Origin of the sequence: Luteitalea sp. (assembly GCA_009377605.1) — a bacterium.
Lineage (GTDB): Bacteria > Acidobacteriota > Vicinamibacteria > Vicinamibacterales > Vicinamibacteraceae > WHTT01.
In genome coordinates this window covers 1-21279 of the sequence record WHTT01000076.1, presented here as the reverse complement: position 1 = coordinate 21279, position 21279 = coordinate 1, and the positions used below count along the sequence as shown (strand labels likewise).

Sequence of the window (21279 nt, the reverse complement as noted above, 5' to 3'; positions counted from 1 at the left end):
GTGCAGCAAACGATACAGCGGATTCCGGTGGCGAAGCCGGTTCTCGATACGTTGGAAGTGGAGGCGCTCCGGCGGGTGATCCTCTCCGGCTGGGTGACACAAGGACCGGAGGTGGCAGCGTTCGAGCGCGAGTTCGCCGAGCACGTGGGGGCGCCGTATGCGTGTGCGGTGTCCAGCTGTACCACCGCGCTGCACTTGGCGCTCATGGCAGTTGGTGTGGGTGCTGGCGACGAGGTGGTGACGGTCAGCCATTCGTTTGTCGCCACGGCGAATGCCATCCGGCACTGCGGCGCGACGCCGGTCTTCGTGGACATCGAGGCGGGCGGGTACAACATGGATCCAGCGCTCGTCGAGCCGGTGCTCGGCTCGCGGACGAAGGCCATTCTCTGTGTGCATCAGCTCGGCATGCCGTGCGATCTCTCGCGCATCGTCGAGATTGGCCGTCGTTGGGGGATCCCCGTCATCGAAGACGCGGCGTGCGCCATCGGCAGCGAGATCTTCTGGGCAGGCCGATGGGAGAAGATCGGCAGGCCTCACGGTGACGTCGCCTGCTTCTCCTTTCACCCGCGGAAGGTGATCACCACCGGTGATGGTGGAATGATCACGACCGCCGACCCGGAGATCGATCGAAAGTGCCGTCTGTGGCGGCAACACTCGATGAGCGTGCCGGACACGGTGCGGCATGGCGCCAACGAAGTGATCTTCGAGAGCTACCCGGAGGTCGGCTTCAACTTCCGGATGACGGACATGCAGGCTGCCGTCGGACGCGTGCAGCTCACGCGGCTACCGTCGATTGTCGCGGATCGGCGGCGCATCGCGGAGGAGTACTCTGGGCGCCTGGCGACAATTGAGGGTATTGGCGTGCCGCGGGAGCCCACGTGGGCGCGAACGAACTGGCAGAGCTACTGCATCGAGCTCCCGGAATGGTGCGACCAGCGAACAGTGATGCAGCGGATGCTCGACCACGGCATCTCGACGCGGCGCGGCGTGATGAACACGCATCTGGAGCCGCCTTACAAGTCGGCGGTGACACGAGCCGTTCTCTCGCGCAGCGAACGGGCGCAGCAGCGCGGCGTCATCCTCCCGATGGTGCCGTGGATGACCTCGCCGCAGTTGCGGGAGATCTGCGACGGCCTGGCGGCCGCGGTGGAACCGACGGTGGCGCACGCCACGGCCCAGCGCTAGCCCACACTAGTGCCCGGCCCTACGCCCTGACGGTCCCGACGGAGTCGGTCGCATCGCCTTGCGATCCCGATACAGTTCTTCGCTGAAGTCAATACAGTCGCAGATGGTCTCATCATCGTCCCCAACGCCAGCCTCGGCTGCGAACATGGCGCTTCCGCAGCACGCGGCGGAGGTGCGTACCTCTCAGACGCACACCTATGGGCAGATCCTCCGGTCGACGGCTCTCATCGGGGGATCGACTGCCGTGAACCTTGCCTTCCGCATCGTGCGCGCGAAAGCCATGGCGCTCCTTCTCGGGCCGACGGGCGTCGGCTTGTTGGGCCTTTACAACGCCGTTGCCGACTTGACCCAGAGCGTCGCTGGCATGGGCGTGCAGAGCAGCGGCGTCAGGCAGATCGCGGAGGCCGTCGGCTCTGGCGACCAAGAGCGGATTGCTCGCACGGTGGTCGTGCTCAGGCGAGCGTCGATCCTCTTGGGGATCCTGGGTGCGGGCCTGCTCGTGGCGTTTGCCAAGCCTATCTCACAGGTAACCTTCGGCAGCGATCAGCAGGCTCTCGGCTTGGCGCTGTTGTCGGTGGCCGTGTTCTTCCGTCTGGTATCGGTGGGACAGGGCGCCCTGATACAAGGCATGCGCCGCGTGAAGGATCTCGCGGCGATGACGGTGGTGGGAGCCCTGCTCGGCACGTTGAGCAGCATTCTGCTGGTTTACTTCTTCCGAGAGCGGGGGATAGTGCCGTCGCTGCTGGCGGTCGCTGCTCTTTCTGCGTTGATCTCCTGGCGGTATAGCCGGAGTGTCCGTATCGATGTGCCTCGAATGACATTCGGGCAGGTGGTGCAGGAGGCCGCGGCACTGTTCAAACTGGGCGCGGCATTCATGGCGAGTGGCATGATGATGATGGGCAGCGCTTACGCGGTCCGCATCATTGTCCTCCACAGGATAGGGTTCGAAGCAACCGGCCTGTATCAATCTGCCTGGGCGATTGGCGGTCTCTACGTTGGATTCATCCTGCAGGCGATGGGTGCAGACTTCTACCCGCGCCTGACCGCCTGCGCTGGGGACAACGCCGCGTGCAATCGTCTGGTCAACGAACAGGCGCGGGTGGGCATGTTGCTCGGCGGGCCGGGGGCGCTAGCCACGCTCACGCTGGCGCCGGTGGTTCTCGCCCTGTTCTACTCGAGCGAGTTCAGCGGGGCCGTGGAGGTTCTGCGCTGGATCTGCCTCGGCGTGGCGCTCCGGGTGATCAGCTGGCCGATGGGATTCATCGTACTGGCCAAGGGCCGGCAGAACATCTTCTTTTGGAGCGAGCTCGCCTGGTCGATCGTCAACGTAGGATTGACGTGGGTGTGTGTGGGCTGGTTTGGCTTGAGTGGCGCTGGGATCGCGTTCTTTGCCTCGTATGTCTTTCACGGGTTGCTCATCTATTCGGTCGTGCGGACGCTCAGCGGGTTCCGATGGTCGCCTGAGAACCTGCGAACCGGCCTGATGTTCCTGTCCGTTACGGCGGCGGTATTCTGCGGTTTCTTCGTGCTACCTCTCGTCCTGGCGGGCGGCATTGGAATTGTCGCAGCGGTTCTCAGTGGCGTGCTGTCCCTGCGTGCGCTGCTGACGCTCGTTGCCTGGGATCAGATCCCGAAGCCGATAGCGCGGCTGCTCGTCGCTGTCGGCTTCGTGCCGGCGGATTCTCCACGTGTGAGGTGATATGGAAGCGAGTCCCTCGTTACATGTGGGCTCACGGGCGACGGTTGAGGAGCGGACCGAGACGAGCGCTCTCGAGGGGCGGTCCGGGTTTCTGGCGGCCAATGGTGACGCCTATGAATGGCTTGCCAAGAGACTCCAGGCTCCGAGCCGGCAGGGGGACGCCGACGGCGTGCTGCAGGCGGTCGCCTCTGCCGCGCGGTTTGCGGTGATGTTTCACCCGGGGCGGTTTGCCGATGGCGCAATCGAGAATGTGGCGTTCGCCATCGGGACCGAGCTGGGTGAGTGCGTTTCGGATGGGGGGCTGCCGCTTCCGGCCCTCCGCAGCGAGGGGCGACGCCGCGTGCTCCATGTGGCATCCCACGTCAACACGCTCGGCGGACACACACGAATGCTTCACCACTGGGTAAGGCATGATCAGAGCTCCTGCCATTCGGTTGCGGTGACCAATCAGCAGGGTGGTCCGATCCCGCATTGGCTGGCCGACGCGGTTCGAGACAACGGCGGTAACGTAACGGCCTTCCCGGATGCATGGCGTATCCGACAGAAAGCAGCGTGGCTGAGAGAGGGAGCGAAACGCGCTGCGGACGTCGTGGTCCTGCACCACGATCCGTTCGACGTGGTGCCAATCGTGGCGTTCGCTCGATGCGAGGGGCCGCCGGTAGCGCTGGTCAATCATGCTGATCATCTCTTCTGGTTGGGGGGCTCCGTGTCGGACGTCGTGATCAGTCTCCGGACGGCCGGTGCCGAGCATGCCTCGAGCCGCCGATTCGTGGCGTCGAACGTCGTCCTTCCGGTTCCCCTCTCCGAACCGGCCCGGCGGATCACACGACGCCATGCGCGGTGCGTCCTGGGGATCCCGGAAGACCAGGTTGTGCTCTTGAGCGTTGGTCGCGCAGAGAAGTACTGGCCCTGTGGCGCGCACGACTTCGTTGCGACAGCAGGGCGGATCCTCGAGCGGGCGCCGCGCGCGCATTTGTACGTGGTGGGCGAATCACTTGCAGGAATCACTCCTCGCCTGCGTTGTGCTGTGCACGAGCGTCTCCACTTCGTCGGAAGCGTCGAAGATCCCTCGACGTACCGGGCAGCCGCTGACGTCTATCTGGAGAGCTTTCCGTTCGGTTCGCAAACGGCGCTGCTGGAGGCGGCCCTCAGCGCGCTCCCTGTCGTACGGGCCTACGCGCCGTTGTTCCCCCTTCTCGTGGCCAATGACGACGCGGTGCAAGAACAGGTGAAGAATCCAGGCAGCGAGGAGGAGTACATCGACCGTGTCGACGAGCTGGTGCGAAGCGCAGACAGACGGTTGGAGCTGGGCGATCGGCTGCGAGCGTGTCTTCTAGCGGAGCACATCGGGGAAGGTTGGCAGGCGCGGTTGGCTCAGGTCTACCGCCAGACCGATCACGGGACACATCAGCCGCAGGCGATCCCCGTGTCTTCCTCCAGAACGACGGCCGCTGACGTCGGCTTGAGCATGTGGCACGTCGTCGGCGACGGAAAGACGTACAGCCCCCCGAGCTCGGATGATGACCGTCACGCGTTGCTTTGTCACAGCGCGTTCGTCGCAAAGGAAGTCGGTAACTATGCAGGCGCTCGGCGGTTGGCCTGGTGTGCCGTGCGACAGCATCCGTCCCGGCGTGCACCATGGCGGCTTCTGGCCCTGACCGTTCTTGGTCCGGTCGCCCGGCACATTCGCAAGATCATTCGTTGAGATAGCGTTCGATGGTCTGCGTCAGTTTGGGCGCTTGGACCTCTGTGCTGTAATTCGCTCGAACCTTGCTCAGAGCGCGTGCGCCCAACGCTTCACGCAGGTCCGGCTCGTCGTGCAGCTTGCATAGATGATTGGCAAACGCGGCTACGTCCTGGCAGGGCGCGACCAGACCCGAGTCGGATTCGACGAACTCTGGGCCTCCGCCCGAGCCGGCAAAGCACACAACGGGCACACCATTGGCGCCAGCCTCCAGCATGACCAACGGAAAAGGATCCTCGCGAGAAGTCAGAGCAAAGACATCCATCGCGCAGTAGTAGTCGAGAACATCGGTCGCAGCCGCCACGCGAGCGCAGCGCCCGTCGAGTCCCAACGCGCGGCGATCATGGTCGAATTCAAGTGTGTCCTTGCCGCCGGAGCTGCCTCCGACCCACAAGAAGCGCACGCGATCGTAACCGCCAGCCGCGGCTACGCGCTTTGCAATCTGGAGAAAGAGGTCTGTGCCTTTTCTCCACCCCATGCTACCGCAACCACCCACGACGAACGTGCCGGGGGGCCAGCCCAACGCCTCGTGGACACGCCTGCCTCTGGTGGCCCTCTGTTCTGACGTGAGGTCAGGCAGCGGGACGAACTCGTGGACAAGGTTTACCTTCTGGGGAGGCACGTCGTAGTCGCGCGTCAAGGTGTCTCGTACCGGTTGGGAGACGGCGACGAACGCCGTGGCCTCACGGAAGAGCTCGCGCGCCCGCTGGGCCGGAATCTCGATGCTCAGTGCATAACCGAGCTCGTGGACATGCCAGAGGAGAGCAGGCGCCTGCCCTTTCAGCGCACGAACATGCGGCCATGCGGAGACGGTGTTCGCGTAGATGAGATCGAAGCGACGGCCAGCCAATAGCGCTTTCGTATACCAAGCCTTGAGACGCGGTTCAAGTGCGACTCTCCATCCTTTTGGCAACCCGGCCAATAGCGAGTCAGTGTTTCTGAGGACATGTGTCTTGCCGACCGATCGGAAGTCGGCTACGAGTGGGCCCCGTCCAGCCACGAGAACGGTGATATCCCAGTCCACTTTCCCACGGAGCCATTGGAGAAACTGTAGTAGCAGTAGCGAAGCGCCGTTCCTGGAGGCAGAATGACTGAGAAAGAGGATTCGCGGGCGGCCCTTCATACGGGTGCCCTGTCCGCGTGTGAGACGACGGCTTCCCGATACGCCCGCAGCAAGTGTTGTGCCGCTGCGGTCCATGTGATCTCGGGAACGGTGCGAAGGCTGGCCGCTCGCAGCTCCTGCAGCAGTGGGCGATTGGCGTCCAACAGCTTGATGTGATCGGTCAGTGCCGCAACGTCGCCAACCCTGTGCACGAGGGCGTTCTCCATATGTTGACAAATCGCCCCTGCTGCCTCCGACACCAACAAGACGCAGCCGCTGCCGCGAGCCTCGGAAGTGACCAATGCGCTGCCTTCCTCCGCGGTGGGGAGGACGAGAATGTCGCTCTTCCTCATGAGCTCGGGAACATCGGTGCGATGGCCCAAGACCTGAACGCTTGGGTGGGAGAGCATCGTTGCGAGTTTTTCCGCATATCCTGGGACGAATGCCCCGGCAATGAGGAATTCTCCCTCGCGTGACGCCGTCGAGCCCACCCACGCCTCGAGGGCGTAGTGAAGTCCCTTGCGCGGGGCGCACCCGCCAACGAAGAGCATTGTCAGACCGGTCTTGTCACGAGCGCGGTCGTGAGAGGGATAGTAGACGCGCTCGTCGAAGCCGTACTGGTGTCGCGCGAGCTTCTCCTCGGGAAATCCTAGCTCCAGGAAGGTTCGCGCGACGAAGTCCGATGGGCACAGCAAGCGAGTGGCGAGCTGGTATTCAGCCTCTTCCTTGGCGAGCACCTGCTCGTTGTATGCATGCTCATGGTTCGCGGGGAGGGTCAGGGCCAAGCGCTCGCATTCTTTCCGCACGACCTCGTACGCGAATCGAGTGTGCGCGTTTGGTCGCTCGAGCACGGTGGCGATCCCGAGCCGCGCGGCAGTTTGCAGTGTGCGCAGCGCTCCAAGCGGCCAGGTATGCACGATATCGATCTTGCCACGCAATCGCTCGAGCCGGCGAGCGACGATGTAATCGTGCAGCGCGAAGGCGCGCATGCTCCCGAGGGCCCGGTAGGGGATGCGGAGGCGTCCCTTCGCTAGAGTGGGCCGCACGGTCGCTTCGTGCAGAAGAGGCCTGCTGAGAGCTCCCGGAAAGACGACAACATCTGCACCTGCCTGGATCAGGCCGTGGACCTGATACCAGGCAGTTGTGCAGATTCTGTCTGCGCCAAGCTTGTGCGGGAAGCTATAGAGGACTCGGAAATGCTCGTGCATTCCACGTTGGCGCGTGCTCGCCGTCGACGTCGGCCAGTCTCACCGTATCACGCGTAGACCCGTTGGCGGCGCCGGCGCCGTTGGCGTGGGCGTCGGGGTCGGGGGCGGGTCCGGGGTCGGGGGCGGGTCCGGCGTCGGGGGCGGGTCCGGCGTGGGGGTCGGGTCCGGCGTGGGCGTGGGGGTCGGCGTGGGCGCTGGTGGCGGCTCGGACGGTGCAGGTTCGCCGGAGCCGTAGTAGTTGGTCCCCATGTCCTTTCCGTCGCTGGCCGCCTTTACCCCGACCGAGCCGCTGGCGAGCCGCCAGCCCGCCCAGGTCGTGGGCAACGACCCGCCCACGAATGTCGGTGTGCCCGTCACGTACGTCCCGCGGCCATCACTGGAATCATCGAAGAGGTTGGACTGGAACTTGCAGTTCGTGCAGCCCTCGCCACCGCTAGTCTTGAAGTTGCTGAATCCGATGAGGACGTTGTTCTCGGCTATTGCGTTGGAGCTCGCACGGCGATCAGGCTTGCTGTCGATGGCAACACCAGCATCGACGAATGTGTTGTGTCGGATTGTAGGACTTGCACAAGAGCCGAACTGCAGCTTGAACTCGTAGCCAAGGCCGGTCCCGTTGAATACGTTGTTCTCCACGGTAACATCGTTGCACCCGTCAGGCGACATGATGAACACATCGCTGTTGTCGAACATGTTGCCTGTGATGAGTGTGGTACCGCCCCACTGGAGCTGAATAGAATCGCAATGACTGTTCGGGCACTCAGCCTGTAGGATGTTGGTAAAGCGGTTCCCTGGACCAATCGTGAAGTTTTGAGTATTCCCCTGGGTCTGAATGCCGTCGGCATTAGATCTACCACTGATGCCGCTGAAGGTGCTGTTGCGGACAATTGCACCATTGCAATCACGGCAATTCAAGCGACCGTTGTAGAGGGCCTGGCCAACCTCATCGAACGTGGCGCCATCGACGAGGTAGTTATGCGTGCTCGTCGGACACGATGAGGCGTCGAAGAGAAGGCCACTGGCATTGGCCACAAAGGGAGTATTCAGGAATTCAATGTTCAGACTGCAATTGTTCACCGTCGAACCGGCAATCGTCATGCTCTGGAACCGGATGAAGCGCGAGCCGCTGACCTTCGGACTCATCCGGGCCTCTACACCCTTCGCAGACCTGAGCGTCACGAAGCCTGAACGGCGGATATCCGAGAAGTCCACCGAGCCATAATCGCCGCTGCTCAGGCAGATGGTGGCGCCGGTCCCTGCATTCGACGCGGCCGACGCGACATTGTCGCCCGGGCCAAGCGTCTGGTCGCACTGTGCAAGAGAGGTTTGCGCGGCTCCAAGAAGAAATCCGGAGCAAACCAGAAAGATCACCTTGGAGCGGAAGCGCATTGTCATCGTATTCCCCTTGGAAGCGTAAGTGCCTAGTTCGTCGGCGGCGTGCCTCATGGTAGGTCGAGACCTTCCTTGGATGTATTCCAGCAGCACGCCACAAGGGCAAAACACGCGCCAAACGGTCGTTCTAATGGGGGCGTCCCGTACACGCGCACAGGTCCATTTGTTACCGTAACGCGCAGGCGGAGTTGCACCGACGACACCCGCTTTCACTGTTGCCGGGTCACTACCGCTGGATTTGCCTTCAGCCTGTAGGATAACGCCCTTGATCCAACTCTTACGAATGTGTAAGTCCACTGTTACGGAGCGCATCAGCTCGAGCGAACCATCTCAACAACACGCAGGGCCTTGCTGTACGCTCGAAGAAGGCTCCCCGCCGAGTGCTCCCACGCTAGCCCTTCGCGGACTCTTCGCTGCCCGACAATACCCATCCTTTCCCGCTCAGCACGATTGTCCAGGAGCCAGCTCACCTGTCGTGCGAACTCAACCTCGTCATTCGGTCGAACATACAGGGCCGCCTCCTGCGCCGAATATCGAGTCTCGGTCAGATCAAAGGCGACAGTTGGCTTTCCAAGTGCCATGTACTCCATGAGCTTGTTCATGGTCGACTTATCGTTCAACGGACTCAGTGGATCGGGCTGCACACAGACGTGAACCGCGGACAGACACTTGCGAACCTCGAGTTCCGAGAGCCGCCCGGTGAACCACACGTAAGGGTCGACCTCGAGCTGGCGTGTTAGGGCCTGCACACTCGCAAGTGCATCGCCATCGCCAATGACGATGGCCAAAAAGTCGCGCCGCTCGAATCTGAACACGAGCTCGTGAACTGCCCGAATCCAGTAGTCCACACCGTCCTGTGGGCCAATGGTCCCGACGTAGCCGATGAGATACGTCGCCCGCTGCGTCACGCACGGGTCAGGCTCTGCCATCTGATACGAGAGAGGCGGCCCATTTCTCACAACGAAAACGGTGTCGGCGCGCTTACGCCCTCGCGTCAGCGCCAGCAGCTTATACGACTCGTTGGTCGCGATGACCACATCCGCTACCGCATACGAACAGCGTTCGAGCAGGCCCAATGCTCTGTAGACGAGGTTCTGACGAGGCTGCCCGAATCGAGACAGATACGTCTCTGGGGCAAGGTCGTGCTGGTCGAACACAAATCGCTTGCCGAGCACCTTGAAGATCGCAGCAATCACGAACAGCGTATCGGGTGGATTCGCTGCGTGGATGACGTCCACGCCCCTGCGGAGCCACACGCACACCGTCAAAAGGAGGATGGCGAGCGTGGCGTATCCGAATTCGAGCGCATAGCTCAACAGCCCACTCCCGCCAGGCGGGGCAGGAAAGCGATACACGCGGACGCCAGCAACGTCTTCCGTCCATGCCTGCGTCGCAGCTCTTGGGGCGATCACGGTCACTTGGCAGCCGGCATCGCGAAGCGTGTGCGCTTCACGACGCACCCTGAAGTCCATGGGATACGGATTGTTCTCGACGAGCAACAGTACTCGAGCCGGCAAGGAGGTCATTTCGTAGCATCACTGGAGAACACTTATGTCACATCCCGAGACTTCTTATGCCAGACGACGCGATCCTCTCCTGTGGGCGATACGGTGAATCGACGGAAACGCTAAATCGCGCGCTTTCGCCAAGGACCCGTCGAGAGCTTCGCTCAAGGTCTCGGACCTCGCCTTGCTGCCGGGCGAGAATGAGCGCGCGCAGATTCCTCTCGTCATGCCGTAGCGCTACGTTCCGGTTCGATTGACCAAGAAAGCTTCGAGGTACTCTTCCTGCCGTGCGCTCGGCGGCTTCGCCAGCATCGGACTGCCGTGCTGTGTCTCTGCAGTCCCGAACTGTTGAAGCCACAGCTCCAGCACGAGGAGGGAGAAGACTTCCTTGCCACCTTTGCCATCGCGAAAGAATCCTTCGACGATGGTGTCAAGGGCGCTAGTTCGGAAGTACTTCGTCAGCGCCGCCGTTGGCGTCAGCAGGGTGTCGCCGACGAACTCCTTCAGGTCGGCTCGCAGCCATCGCTCATAGGGCACCGGGAACCCAGATTTCGGCCGCTCGAGGATCTCTCGTGGAACGGAGCCCTTCAGTGCGGCCTTTAAGATGCGCTTGCCGGACCATCCGCGTAGCTTGAAGCTCTGTGGCAGCGACGCGGCGAACTCGAGCACGCGGAAGTCGAGCAAGGGCACCCGCAACTCCACCGACGTGGCCATCGTCATCTTGTCTGCCTTGACGAGCAAGTCGTCTGGCAACCACGTCTTCGTGTCGACGTAGAGCATCCGGTCCAACAGCGGCTGCTCTCGGACCCGCTCGAACAGACCGCGCGTCGCCTCGTTCGACTCGCGGTCTCGCAGCGCCTCGTTGAGCTCTGCACGGTAGAGCGCACTTTTCAGTCGATTGAATGGCGTCTCGGGTGTGGCAGTTCGGCTCAGATAGTAGCTCGAGAGAGGCAGGTCAATCAGCTTGCTGTAGGGTTCGACGCGATTCCAGCCGAGCCGCGCAAACGCGTGGAGCGTCGAGCGAAGGAGCGGCTTGGCCGAGCCGAGGGCAGACTTGGCCCGCTCGAGGAAGAGCAGATTGCGATAGTTCTGGTAGCCGGCGAACGCCTCGTCTCCGCCCTCGCCCGACAGCAGCACCTTGACGCCGGTCTCGCGTGCCAGCCGGGAAACGTAGTAGAGCGCGACGGCTGGAGGCTCACAGACGGGCTCCTCCATGTGCCACACATACTGCGGGAGGAACTCCAGGAACTCATACGGCGTCAGCGGGATGTCGTAATGACGCGTTCCGTAGCGCTGCGCGGCCAGCCGCGCGTACGGGCGTTCGTCAGCGAATCCTTCGCCGGCGAACCCTACCGTGAAGGAGTGGACGGCATCGCCAGCTTCTTCGGCGGCATAGCGCAGGACGCCCGTCGAGTCGACGCCGCCGCTCAGCAGCACACCTACCGGAACGTCGCTGGTCATGTGGTCTTTGACGGTCTGGCGCAACAAGTCCTGAAGGGCCTCCACCGCCTCTGAGAAGCTCCGCCAGCGGTGCGGCTCATCAAAGCAGAGATCCCAGTACTGCTCCTTGCGAACGCGCCCGTCCTTCACTATCAAGCAATGTCCCGGTTCCAGCTTGTAGATGTCTGCGAACGCGGTCTCCGCGCCGGGCAGGTAGTAATACGTGAGAAACCGATCGATTGCCCGTGCGCTCAGCCGACGAGACACGGCCGGATGGACCAGCAGCGACTTCAGCTCGGACGCAAACAGGAATGCCTTGCCCGTGTTCGTGTAGTAGAGAGGCTTGATACCGACACGATCACGTGCGAGCAACAACTGCTGTTTGCGGTCGTCCCATAGAGCAAACGCGAACATGCCGCGCAGCCGCTGGACTGCCTGCTCGCCCCACTCCTCATAGGCATGGACGATGACCTCCGTATCGCTGGCCGACTTGAACATGTGGCCACGCGACTCCAGGTCGGAGCGCACGTCGGCGAAGTTGTAGATCTCGCCGTTGTAGGTCACCCAGACACTGGCGTCCTCATTGCACATGGGCTGGCCGCCGCGGCTCAAGTCGATGATGCTCAAGCGCCGATGTCCGAGGCCGACGCAGCCCGAAACGTACTCCCCACGGCCGTCGGGTCCCCGATGGGCAATTGCGTCGGTCATATCTCGCAACAAGCGAGCATTGACCGGCGCCGCCCAGTCGAAGTTGAGGATGCCGGCGATCCCACACATTTAACGGGCTCCTCCCACGTCCGGGCTCCGTTGGAGGTGGGGTAGGGCCGGGCGGTGCAATCCCAGCCCCCAACGGAGAATCGCCAGCCATTTCCGACACGCATTGCTCCAGGACGTCGCGCCGCTTGCCATCAGCCAGGCTGGCGAGGTGACCGCAAGGATCGTGAGACGGAGGCAGGCGGAGATTATCAGCGCCACACGATAGCTGGTGCTCGCCAGCGGTCCACGCAGCCTTCGAAGTAGCAGCGCCACGGACTCGCACATCATGACCACCGAGAACGTACTGTGCACGTTGCGAGCGCTACCGCCGCCGTGATGAACCACTTCGCAGTTACCAACGTAGGCGTTTCTGAAACCGGCGCGGCCAACCCTCGCGCAGAAGTCCAGGTCTTCCCCGTACAGGAAGAATGCGGGACTGAACCCGCCGACACGCTCGAACACCTGCCGCCGCACCATCATGCATGCGCCCGAGACCGCCTCGACCTCGACCGGAGCCGTCGAGGTGCTGAACAAGGCACGAGTACCCCACAGCCAGGCTCGGGGGGCGCAGCGGCGCAGCAGGTCTGCGTTCAGGATCTGGTTCAAGACGGTCGGCAATGCCTGGACGCAGCTCGTCTGCAGCGTCCCATCCGTATTCAATAGCCGGCAACCAACCACGCCCGCATCTGAGAGCTTAGCGATCCCTGCGTACAGCCGATCGATCGCACCCTTGCGCACCTCCGTGTCAGGATTCAGGAAGAGCAGGACACCGCCGCGTGATCGTGCGACGCCAAGGTTGTTGGCGGCTCCGAAACCGAGGTTCTTACTGCTTTGAAGGAACAACACGCCGGGAAACTCCTGGGCCAGCTGCTGCTCACAACCATCGAAGGATGCGTTGTCGACCACGATGATCTCGTAGGCGGTCGCCGTGGTCCCGGCCACGATGGATCGAACGCACGCCAGTACGTACTCGGCCGAGTTCCAATTCACGATCACAACCGAAAGATCAACCTCAGACATCGGGCCCCGTTTATCCATAAATACTCGCGCGGAGCAACAGGCGCCGGCGTTGCTGCCGCCGCAAGTAGTCGATCACGCCTGGATCAGGGACGCGTGGCGACCTTGCGACGTAGCCCGAGCAGAAGCCGAGCGCCATGGCGAGGCCCTCCACGAAGAGCGGCTTCGTCAACCCGCGCTTGACACACTTCGCCAGCATGAACATGGGGTCATATCCCGTTACGTAGTTTGCTCGACCGTTCTTGAATGCATTCCGCCATGCGCCATCTGCCGCCCCTGTCTCCTTGTGCTGAATCAGGCGCAACTCTGGGAACGTGCGCGTGGCCCAACCCAACATGTTGGCCTTCACCTCGTCGACGGTGTCCCAACCAGGCGCCGGCACCAACGGTGCAATCTGATCCCAGCATTCACGTCGATAGATCTTCGTAGCGCCCCGCACATGAAATGTCGGGTCGCTCTTGGAGTCCACCTTCTCGTTTCCCTGCTCGAGCTGACACACGGTCCCGCCGCCGATTCCGAGCCTCGGGTCTGCCGCGAACATCGCCAGACAGCGCTCGAAGTAGTCCGGTGCGAACGACAGATCGCCGTCGAGCTTGACGAGGTAGTCCCACCCGTCGTGGTCCAGCAACGCGTAGCCGGCGTAGAACGCCTCCATGACACCCGAGCCGTTGACCCGGCGGCCCCGGTTCGGCCGATGGACAACGCGCATCCAGCTCGCCTGCGATGCACGTTTATCTAGGATCTCGCCCGTTCCATCGGTCGAGCCGTCATCGACGACGATCCAGCGCGCAGGCAGGAGAGTCTGCGATCTCACGGCTTCAATCGTTTTGTCGATATGCGGCGCCTCGTCTCGTACAGGTGAGACAATGATGTATCTCCGCGTTGCCATCAGGTCTGACTCCCTCTTCGCGTCCGCGTCAGTGGCGCTCATAGCAGAACACTCGCGGATCCTCGACCCTGGTTTTCGCTTGGCGTCGCGTCCCAAGCAGCTGGTGTCCAGCCTCGACGATCCACTTCCGGCAGAGCTCTCCGTTCAGGAATGAGATCTTCATACAGGAGGCATAAATTGGCAGGTACCGGGACCACTTGCTTCGAATGTAGCGATAGCACGTGTAGAACTCTCTCGGCAGGCTCAGTAGCTGGTTCGTGTTGTGGACACAAAGCCCCTGAAACGCATAGTTCGCGAGGCCTCGCTCCCTCGCCTTCATGCAGATGTCGGTCCCGTACAAATGAAAGTGGGGAAGGCGAGGATCGAAACGCAGGCCCGACGACTTACGGATGACGAGCAGGATTTCGTCGAGTGTCTCGACCGGCTCCGGCCGGGTAACGAGTCGTCCGTGCCATCCCAAGCCGCTCGTGTACACACGTCCGAGCCCGCCTTCGGCGCCTTTCCTGGATCCAAAACAGCCGAGAACCCCCCAGCTCACTTGTGTCTCCTCGAGAAATGCCAAACAACTCTTCAAGCATGCAAACCACGTATCCGGCAGATAGACGTCCTGGTGAACGAAGATGACGATGTCGTTCTCGGCTTCCTCGATCGCGCTGTTGTAAGCGAGGGACGCCGAGGGAAAGCGCCGTTTGATGACCAGCTGATTACGTCCTCCATTCAGCAGGCCAGGAGACAAGAGGAGGTTCTGCTGAAGCACCTCCTCGTGGTTGACCGATACTGTTATCGTGAAAGTCTCGTCGCTCATCGTTCATTCCTACTGCTGCCGGCACGCGAACGCCCCGGCCTTTGCGCTTTCGACGCCGAGTACGGGCAGACACGCCCGCCTTGGCCACCGACACGGCCGGGTGCTGGATCGCGGTAATCGCCGCGACGATCAGATAGAAGAACGAGATCGACTGGTCGAACAGCGAGATCGACCAGAAGTTCATCACCTGCCCGAACAGCATCGCTCCCAGGGTCCAGACGAGAAAGGCCTGCGTGGGTGATCGGCGCTCATTGTCCCGCACTGCTCGTCCCACCGCTCGAAACGCGACACCCAGCATGAGCGCGAACAGGATCAACAGCGGCAGACCGCCCAGCACCCCCATCGCCAGGAAGTGATTGGTGATGTCCGTGTGGATCGAATTCGCCGGTACGCCGGTAGCCATCCAATGCCTCGTGTAATCCGTACCGACGGCCCACCATTCGCTCAGGTGCTCGAGCGACGAGCGGATCAGCTGCGCGCGGTGCCAGCCAGCGCTGCCGCCGGTAATATCGATGCGCCCCATGAGGAAGTACACCGGGGCGTCCATCACGATGTCGAGCGCGACGATGCCGGCAAGCGTCGCCCAGCGAACCAGACTCAGCACGCTCCGCAGCTTCCAGAGCAGCAACGCGAACGAGGTAAAGGCGACCATCATGATCGGCCCGCTCGACGTGCTGGCGAAGACGATACCCGCCCCGGCAGCCAGTCCAAGGAGCGCGCTTACGCGATGCATTCTCCAGATGGCGACGGCCATTGCCATGCAGGTCGCACCGACCGTCCCTGCCAAGATCGAATGCGCGAACGGCCCATATGCCCGGACGTGTCCTTCGCGGATGTTGATCTCGCCAGTTCCTCCCATGATCGAGAAGAAGTTGTGCGCTGTGTGCTTCTCGAGCAACATCAGGATGGCGAGCGGCAAGAGCACCACGCACAAGACTGCGAATATCCGGCGAACGTCTTCAGCGTCCTGGATGAAGATCCGGCAGAGGACGTACACGCCCACTTCACCCAACACCATGCCCGAGCGAACCGTCCACGCGTCTGGCGTATGAAACGCACTCGAGCCGACCAGGAGCAGCGCCCAGGCGAACAGCAGTGCGTCGATCACGTTCACGCCATTGGCGACCCGTTCGCCGCGCACGAGAACACGCACGATGCCGACTACCACAAGGATGCGGAGCGCACTCAGGCTGGCGGGTCCGAGCTCGACAACAGGCAGTCGGGTCGTGTATGCGGCGGCAAGCAGCAGCGGAATCACCGCGAGCCGCCGCGGCAGCACGACGAGGAGCAACCCGGCGATGACCGTGAATGCGACGCCGCCAACGCTCACGGCATGGGTCCTTCTGGGAGCTGTCCGGTTGATGAGAGCACGTTACTTGTCAGGACAGGGTTTACATCAACCAGGGATGACGCTGGCGAATGTCTCGATCCCACTCGCAACCCGTTCTTGATGCGCTTTCGTCAGCCCGGGGAACATTGGAAGGGACAGAACCTCGGAGGCGGCGCGCTCGGTAACCGGCAGGTCGCCGACGTCATAGCCCCAATCGCGGTAGCACTTCTGCAGATGAACCGGCAGCGGATAGTGCAATCCGGCAGAGATGCTCTCCGCCTTCAGGTGCGCGGCGAGCGCATCTCGGTCCTTCGTTCTGACGACGTAGAGATGATAGACGGCTCTGCTCGTCTCCGGCTCGAACGGGGGCGTGATGTCAGGTGCGCCGGACAGCAGCTCGGCGTAACGAGCCGCGGCCGACTTTCGTTGCTCGTTCCAGCGATCCAGGTGGCGAAGCTTGATCCTGAGGAATGCCGCCTGAATCGCATCCAGCCGGCCGTTGTAGCCCTCGAGGTCGTGGTAGTACTTCTGTGCCTGCCCGTGCTCACGCAGCATCCGGATCTTCTGCGCCACCTGTTCGTCGTCGGTGGTCACGGCGCCCGCTTCACCGCAGGCTCCGAGGTTCTTGCCGGGATAGAAGCTGAACGCGCCCGCCTTGCCGAAGGAGCCGGCGCGCCGCCAGCCGCCTTCCGCGGAGTAGTACTCGGCACCCTGCGCCTGGCACGCGTCTTCAACGACGAAGAGGTCGTAGTGGCTGGCGATGTCCAGGATTGAGTCCATCTCCGCCACCTGGCCGTAGAGGTGCACGGGAACCACCGCCCTGATTGGCCTCCCTGAGCGCTGGCCAAGCGGCCGGCCGGTATGTTGATCCTTTTGGCAGGCTTCGAGGTATTCCAGCAGCCTGTCAGGACTCATGCAGTACGTGCGCTCGTCGATGTCGACGAGCTCCGTGTCCGCGCCCGCCTGGCTGATGGCTTCGACCGTGGCGATGAAGGTGTGCGACACCGTGACGACCGCGTCACCAAGGCCGACGCCAGCTGCCATCAAGGCAAACCGCACGGCGTCGGTGCCACTGGCGACACCGACGCAATACTTCGTGCCGCAGTAGGCGGCAAACTCTCGCTCGAACGCCTCGACTTCCGGTCCGCCGATGAAGGCGGCCGATCGGACGGCGTCACGAAAGGCCGCGACGAGCTCCTCCTCGAGCTCCCGGTGGGGCGTGATCAGATCCAAGAATGGAATGGGTGGAGTCATAGTGTGTGGCTCGTCTGGGCATCAACGCGCGCCGCGGCCCGTAATAACGGCCCGTGGCGTCGCAAGGAGAATCTTGAGGTCCAACCAGAGGGACTTGGCCCTGGCGTAGCGGAGGTCGAGGCGGACCATCTCGTCGAACGTCGTACGGCTTCGACCGGTGACCTGCCACAAGCCCGTGAGGCCTGGCTTGGCCTCGAGCACGCGCCTCCAGTGCCAGGGCTGATAGTGCTCGAGCTCGTAGGCGATCGGTGGACGAGGGCCCACGAGCGACATGTCACCCCTCAGGACGTTCCAGAGCTGTGGCAGCTCGTCCATGCTGGTCCTGCGGAGCAGGCGGCCAATCGCCGTTGTTCGTGGGTCGTTGTCGATCTTGAACGGTGCCGCGTCGTTGCTCGCCCTCGCGTGGTTGGCGAACTTGATGAAGTCCGTCACGTACTGCCGATGTAGCGCGGGATCGTTGTTCACCTGCATGGTGCGAAACTTGAGCATCGTGAACGGCGTGGCCATGTAGCCGATGCGCTCCTGCCGGAAGAGGATGGGGCCAGGCGAGGTCAGCTTGACGAACAGGGCCGCGAGCAAGAGGATGGGGGACATCAGCACGAGGAGCGTAGCGCTTCCAATGATGTCGAGCGTTCGCTTCGCTGTGCTCCAAAGCGGCAGGCGCGTGTGCATGGCGCGGAGCTCGTCGAGTAGGGGGTCACCCTCGGGGAGCTCAGGGGCGCTTCCGGCCACGGGGCCGCGATGCACGTAACACCGTATCTCGAGCCGCTCGATGGCTGCGGTGTCGAGACGGCGCATCAGCTCGTGCAGCACGCACGCTTCGAACTGGCGAACGTCGGCATCGCCAGGCCTGGTGAGCTCGGTCAGGATCACACCGACAGTAGTGCCCTGCTCCATCCATCCCGTCATGTCGATGTCACTGGCGGTTGCCGCCACCGCAGCACGCACCGCCGGGAGAAGGGGCGGATCCACCTTGATCGTGATGAGGGCGAACAGCTCGTCGAGGCGATCCGCTCGCCGCCGCTCGCGAATCAGCGCGCTCTTGAACAGCCGCTCGTTGAGGAAGCGCTGGGTGGTGCGCGCCTCGGCCCCCGCAGTCGGTCGCCCCATCGTCTGCTCGATGGCGTGGCTTTCAACCATCGACGCAATGGACAGACTTCCGGCCACGCTGCCGTTGCGAGCGTGCCCGACCGTCAAACCGTTGGCCCGCCGTGGCGAACGCGCGCGTGATCGCACGGGCCTCACGCTCGCGATCGGCGTCCCCTCACTCCAGTGGAACGTCGTCATCCAGTCATGCATAGCGGTTCTTTGGCCTAGTCTGCAGTTGCAACACACGCACTTCGAGGCGCGCCCGCACACGCGCGGGCAAGCGTTGGCTCAGCGCGCCAGCGACGCGCTCGCCGATCCGACGCGAGACGTCAGGCGGCGGTCCGTTGGCGCCTTGCGTCAGCACGGCACCCGCTGATCGGCCAGTCCGATACCAGCCGATGACCTCGATCTCTCGAACGCAGGTCGCGAGGGCAGCGAACAACGCGTCGGCCTCTGCGGCATCAATCGAGCCGTCCCCCTCGCTGTCGGGCGTGATATCCACCAGCAGCAAGAGCAGTGATCGTCCCGAGCGCTCGGCGCGCCTTCGCTCTATCGCCAGGAAGTGCCGAAAGCTGTCCTCGTCGTACACCTCGTGCCTTCGATCGGTCCGGTGCGCTGACATATCCAGTTGTGCGCAGGTAGCTTCAGGGGGGGAGGTGTGAAGCTGAGCTGCAAATCGAACGCCAGAGCTCGCTACTGCTTTTGGGCCGATTTGGCCGGCCCGAATCGCATCACATCGTCGCTGCCGCGATTAAAGTCCGCATCGCGGCTGAATTTGTATTCAGTACGATGAATACGGGATCGACTCGGCCTCAGCGCGGTTGAGGACGACGCCGAGAATCTTCTTGCGCCCGATTGTCTTCGCAGCCTGCCTGACGATGTCGAACGGCGCGTGGGCTGCCGCCACCACCAGCACGACACCGTCGGCGGTCGCGGTCAGCAGGTTTGCGTCCGGCATCATCGTCACAGGCGGCGTGTCGATCACGACCCAGTCGAACTTGCTTCGGGCTTCGTCGATCAATTGCCGCATCCGCGCGGAGGTCAGGCCGGCCATCGGGTCGGGGTCGGGCGCTCCTGCCGGCAGAAGCGCCAGGGCATCCGAGATCGCGAGCGTGGGGAAGGTGGCTGGGCTTTCCCGCCGGAGGCCGTCAGAGAGTCCGCTCCCGTTTCCGACTTGAAAAATGTCGTGAAGCGTGGGGCGGCGGAGATCGGCATCGATGAGCAAGACCCTACGTCGGTAGGACTCGCTCAACGTGAGGGCCAGATTCGTCGACGTCAGCGACTTGCCCTCGGCCAGCACGGCGCTGGTGACCATGACCACACGCAGCCCGCGATCGAGCTGTGCCTGGTGCAGCGTTCCGGCCAATTGGCGATACTGCTCGACACCTTCAGCCGATACCTTGCCCGAGACGATGATCCGCTCTTCGAGCCGCGGGTTGACTCGGCGGAACACGGCCGGCGGCTCGTCGCGGCTCAGCGCCGACCCGGGAGGACGCGGCGTCGGGGTGGGCCGGTTCGTCTTCGGCACCGCGACAAGGGGCCGCATGGATGCGGGGGGAGGAGCCGCTTCGTCGAACGTCCATGGCGACTCGTAGGGGGGATCCTCCTGAATGAGTCGGAGGGCCCCCACTCTGGCCACGTCCGGAGGCACCGGCTCACCGCGTTCCCGTGCGGCTTCGCTCACCCGCAGTATGGCATCACCAATCCGGCTCATGTTCACCCTCAGTCGACAGATAAGATCACTGCACGTCGCGCCATCGCCGTCTCGTTCGAGCGGGAGGCCGACGGCTCTTTTCTCGCGTGATCGTCGTTACCTTCCGGTCGATGCACGGCAGCGGGCGGCCGTGGCGTGCCGAGCAGATCCCCTGGCCCCCTGTCTGGGGCCAGCTGCCGCCGCTCGCCACCTGGGACGGCGCCCGGCTCCTGCGACGACCCCGCCTGTGCTTCCGCCACGACGGGCTCGTTGCCGCCCATGTTCACATCGAGATCCCTGCACACCTCGGCGATGATGTCGGTGGAGACCGGCTTCGCCTTGAGGGCGAAGGCCGTCAGCAGCGCGTTGTCGGAGACGACGTTGATCGTCCGGGGAACGCCCCTCGACACCTGATGAATGCGCTCCACCGCCGACCGGTAAAAGATCGCGGCTGGGTCGCCACCCGCGACACGGATCCTCATGGCGAGATAGCAGGCGGTTTCCAGCAGGCGAAATGGCGTCAGCGTGGTGCGCAAGGCCACTCGCTGTTTGAGCGGAAGTAACGCCGGCTCGTTCAGCCGCGTCGCGAGCTCGGGTTGTCCCGCGAGCAGGATCGACAAATGCTTGCTCGTCGGGGACTCGAGGTTCGCCAGCATGCGAATCTCTTCGAGGATCTCGGTAGGTATCGCTTGCGCTTCGTCGACGATCAGCGCCGTCAGCTTGCCGGAACGACGCCGCTCTCCGAGCAGCGCGTCCAGCTCGCGCAGGAACGTGGCCTTGGACCGAGCCACCTTCGGACTGAGTCCCACGCCGTGGGCAACGAACTCGAAGAACTCCTGCCGCGTCAGCGTGGGGTTGTTCAAGTAAAGGCCGAGCACCTCCGAGCTCTGGTAGTGGGCCAGGGCCGCGCGAGCGAGCGTCGTCTTTCCAGTTCCGGCCTCACCAACGAGCACCGTGATGCCCTTGTCGCCCGCCATGCCGTAGTGCAGGACGCTCAAGGCTTCGCGGTGCCCGCTCGAGAGGAACAGGAACCGCGGGTTCGTCGTGAGATCGAACGGGCGCTCCGATAGGCCGAAGAAATCTCGGTACACTCTGCTATTCCAAAAGCCAAACCCGTGCACGGCGCGTTCACGCCTTCGCGCTCCGCGCTCCCGCCTTCGCTAAAGCTTCGGCG

General features: G+C 63.1%; 17 protein-coding genes. 3 read left to right on the top strand and 14 right to left on the bottom strand.

What is annotated here, in order from left to right:
• From GEV06_21435 to GEV06_21425, 3 genes are all read left to right on the top strand, one after another.
• On the top strand, window positions 1-1185 hold the full coding sequence (locus tag GEV06_21435) for an aminotransferase class I/II-fold pyridoxal phosphate-dependent enzyme (protein MPZ20451.1): 1185 nt from the start codon (window positions 1-3) through the stop codon (window positions 1183-1185).
• Between the two features lie 145 nt (window positions 1186-1330).
• Window positions 1331-2884 (top strand): oligosaccharide flippase family protein, encoded by a 1554-nt coding sequence (locus GEV06_21430; protein MPZ20450.1) that lies wholly within the window; start codon window positions 1331-1333, stop codon window positions 2882-2884.
• Window position 2885: 1 nt separating this feature from the next.
• Complete coding sequence (locus tag GEV06_21425) at window positions 2886-4589, top strand: glycosyltransferase (GenBank protein ID MPZ20449.1); 1704 nt, start codon at window positions 2886-2888, stop codon at window positions 4587-4589.
• On the opposite strand, the gene GEV06_21420 is transcribed toward GEV06_21425, so the two are convergent.
• The 14 genes from GEV06_21420 to GEV06_21355 all read right to left on the bottom strand — a co-directional run bounded on the left by GEV06_21420 (window position 4579) and on the right by GEV06_21355 (window position 21196).
• Window positions 4579-5826: a glycosyltransferase gene (locus GEV06_21420; GenBank protein ID MPZ20448.1), complete on the bottom strand. Its 1248-nt coding sequence runs from the start codon at window positions 5824-5826 to the stop codon at window positions 4579-4581. The genes GEV06_21425 and GEV06_21420 overlap by 11 nt on opposite strands.
• On the bottom strand, window positions 5748-6938 hold the full coding sequence (locus tag GEV06_21415; GenBank protein MPZ20447.1) for a glycosyltransferase: 1191 nt from the start codon (window positions 6936-6938) through the stop codon (window positions 5748-5750). The genes GEV06_21420 and GEV06_21415 overlap by 79 nt, the downstream gene beginning before the upstream one ends.
• Before the next feature lie 39 nt (window positions 6939-6977).
• A complete protein-coding gene (locus tag GEV06_21410; protein MPZ20446.1) occupies window positions 6978-8330 on the bottom strand; it encodes a hypothetical protein in 1353 nt (450 codons plus the stop codon).
• Window positions 8331-8638: 308 nt separating this feature from the next.
• Window positions 8639-9853 carry a glycosyltransferase gene (locus GEV06_21405; protein ID MPZ20445.1) on the bottom strand — a complete coding sequence of 405 codons (1215 nt, stop codon included), beginning with the start codon at window positions 9851-9853 and terminating at the stop codon, window positions 8639-8641.
• Between the two features lie 216 nt (window positions 9854-10069).
• Window positions 10070-12049 carry an asparagine synthase (glutamine-hydrolyzing) gene (asnB, locus tag GEV06_21400; protein ID MPZ20444.1) on the bottom strand — a complete coding sequence of 660 codons (1980 nt, stop codon included), beginning with the start codon at window positions 12047-12049 and terminating at the stop codon, window positions 10070-10072.
• Window positions 12050-13066: a glycosyltransferase gene (locus tag GEV06_21395; GenBank protein MPZ20443.1), complete on the bottom strand. Its 1017-nt coding sequence runs from the start codon at window positions 13064-13066 to the stop codon at window positions 12050-12052.
• A complete protein-coding gene (locus GEV06_21390; GenBank protein MPZ20442.1) occupies window positions 13059-13934 on the bottom strand; it encodes a glycosyltransferase in 876 nt (291 codons plus the stop codon). The genes GEV06_21395 and GEV06_21390 overlap by 8 nt, the downstream gene beginning before the upstream one ends.
• A 28-nt stretch (window positions 13935-13962) precedes the next feature.
• Complete coding sequence (locus tag GEV06_21385) at window positions 13963-14739, bottom strand: hypothetical protein (GenBank protein ID MPZ20441.1); 777 nt, start codon at window positions 14737-14739, stop codon at window positions 13963-13965.
• Window positions 14639-16069: a hypothetical protein gene (locus tag GEV06_21380; protein MPZ20440.1), complete on the bottom strand. Its 1431-nt coding sequence runs from the start codon at window positions 16067-16069 to the stop codon at window positions 14639-14641. Before GEV06_21380 ends, GEV06_21385 begins: the two co-directional genes overlap by 101 nt.
• Before the next feature lie 66 nt (window positions 16070-16135).
• Window positions 16136-17323, bottom strand: a complete 1188-nt coding sequence (locus GEV06_21375) for an erythromycin biosynthesis sensory transduction protein eryC1 (GenBank protein ID MPZ20439.1) — start codon at window positions 17321-17323, stop codon at window positions 16136-16138.
• 21 nt (window positions 17324-17344) lie between these two features.
• Entirely contained in the window at window positions 17345-17995 is a 651-nt protein-coding gene (locus tag GEV06_21370; protein ID MPZ20438.1) for a sugar transferase, read from the bottom strand.
• Between the two features lie 619 nt (window positions 17996-18614).
• The gene (locus GEV06_21365; GenBank protein ID MPZ20437.1) at window positions 18615-19034 is read right to left on the bottom strand and encodes a hypothetical protein; all 420 of its coding nucleotides are present in this window, start codon (window positions 19032-19034) and stop codon (window positions 18615-18617) included.
• A 159-nt stretch (window positions 19035-19193) separates the two neighbouring features.
• Window positions 19194-20126: a polysaccharide biosynthesis tyrosine autokinase gene (locus GEV06_21360; protein ID MPZ20436.1), complete on the bottom strand. Its 933-nt coding sequence runs from the start codon at window positions 20124-20126 to the stop codon at window positions 19194-19196.
• An 8-nt stretch (window positions 20127-20134) separates the two neighbouring features.
• Window positions 20135-21196 (bottom strand): AAA family ATPase, encoded by a 1062-nt coding sequence (locus GEV06_21355; protein MPZ20435.1) that lies wholly within the window; start codon window positions 21194-21196, stop codon window positions 20135-20137.
• Between the last annotated feature and the right edge of the window lie 83 nt (window positions 21197-21279).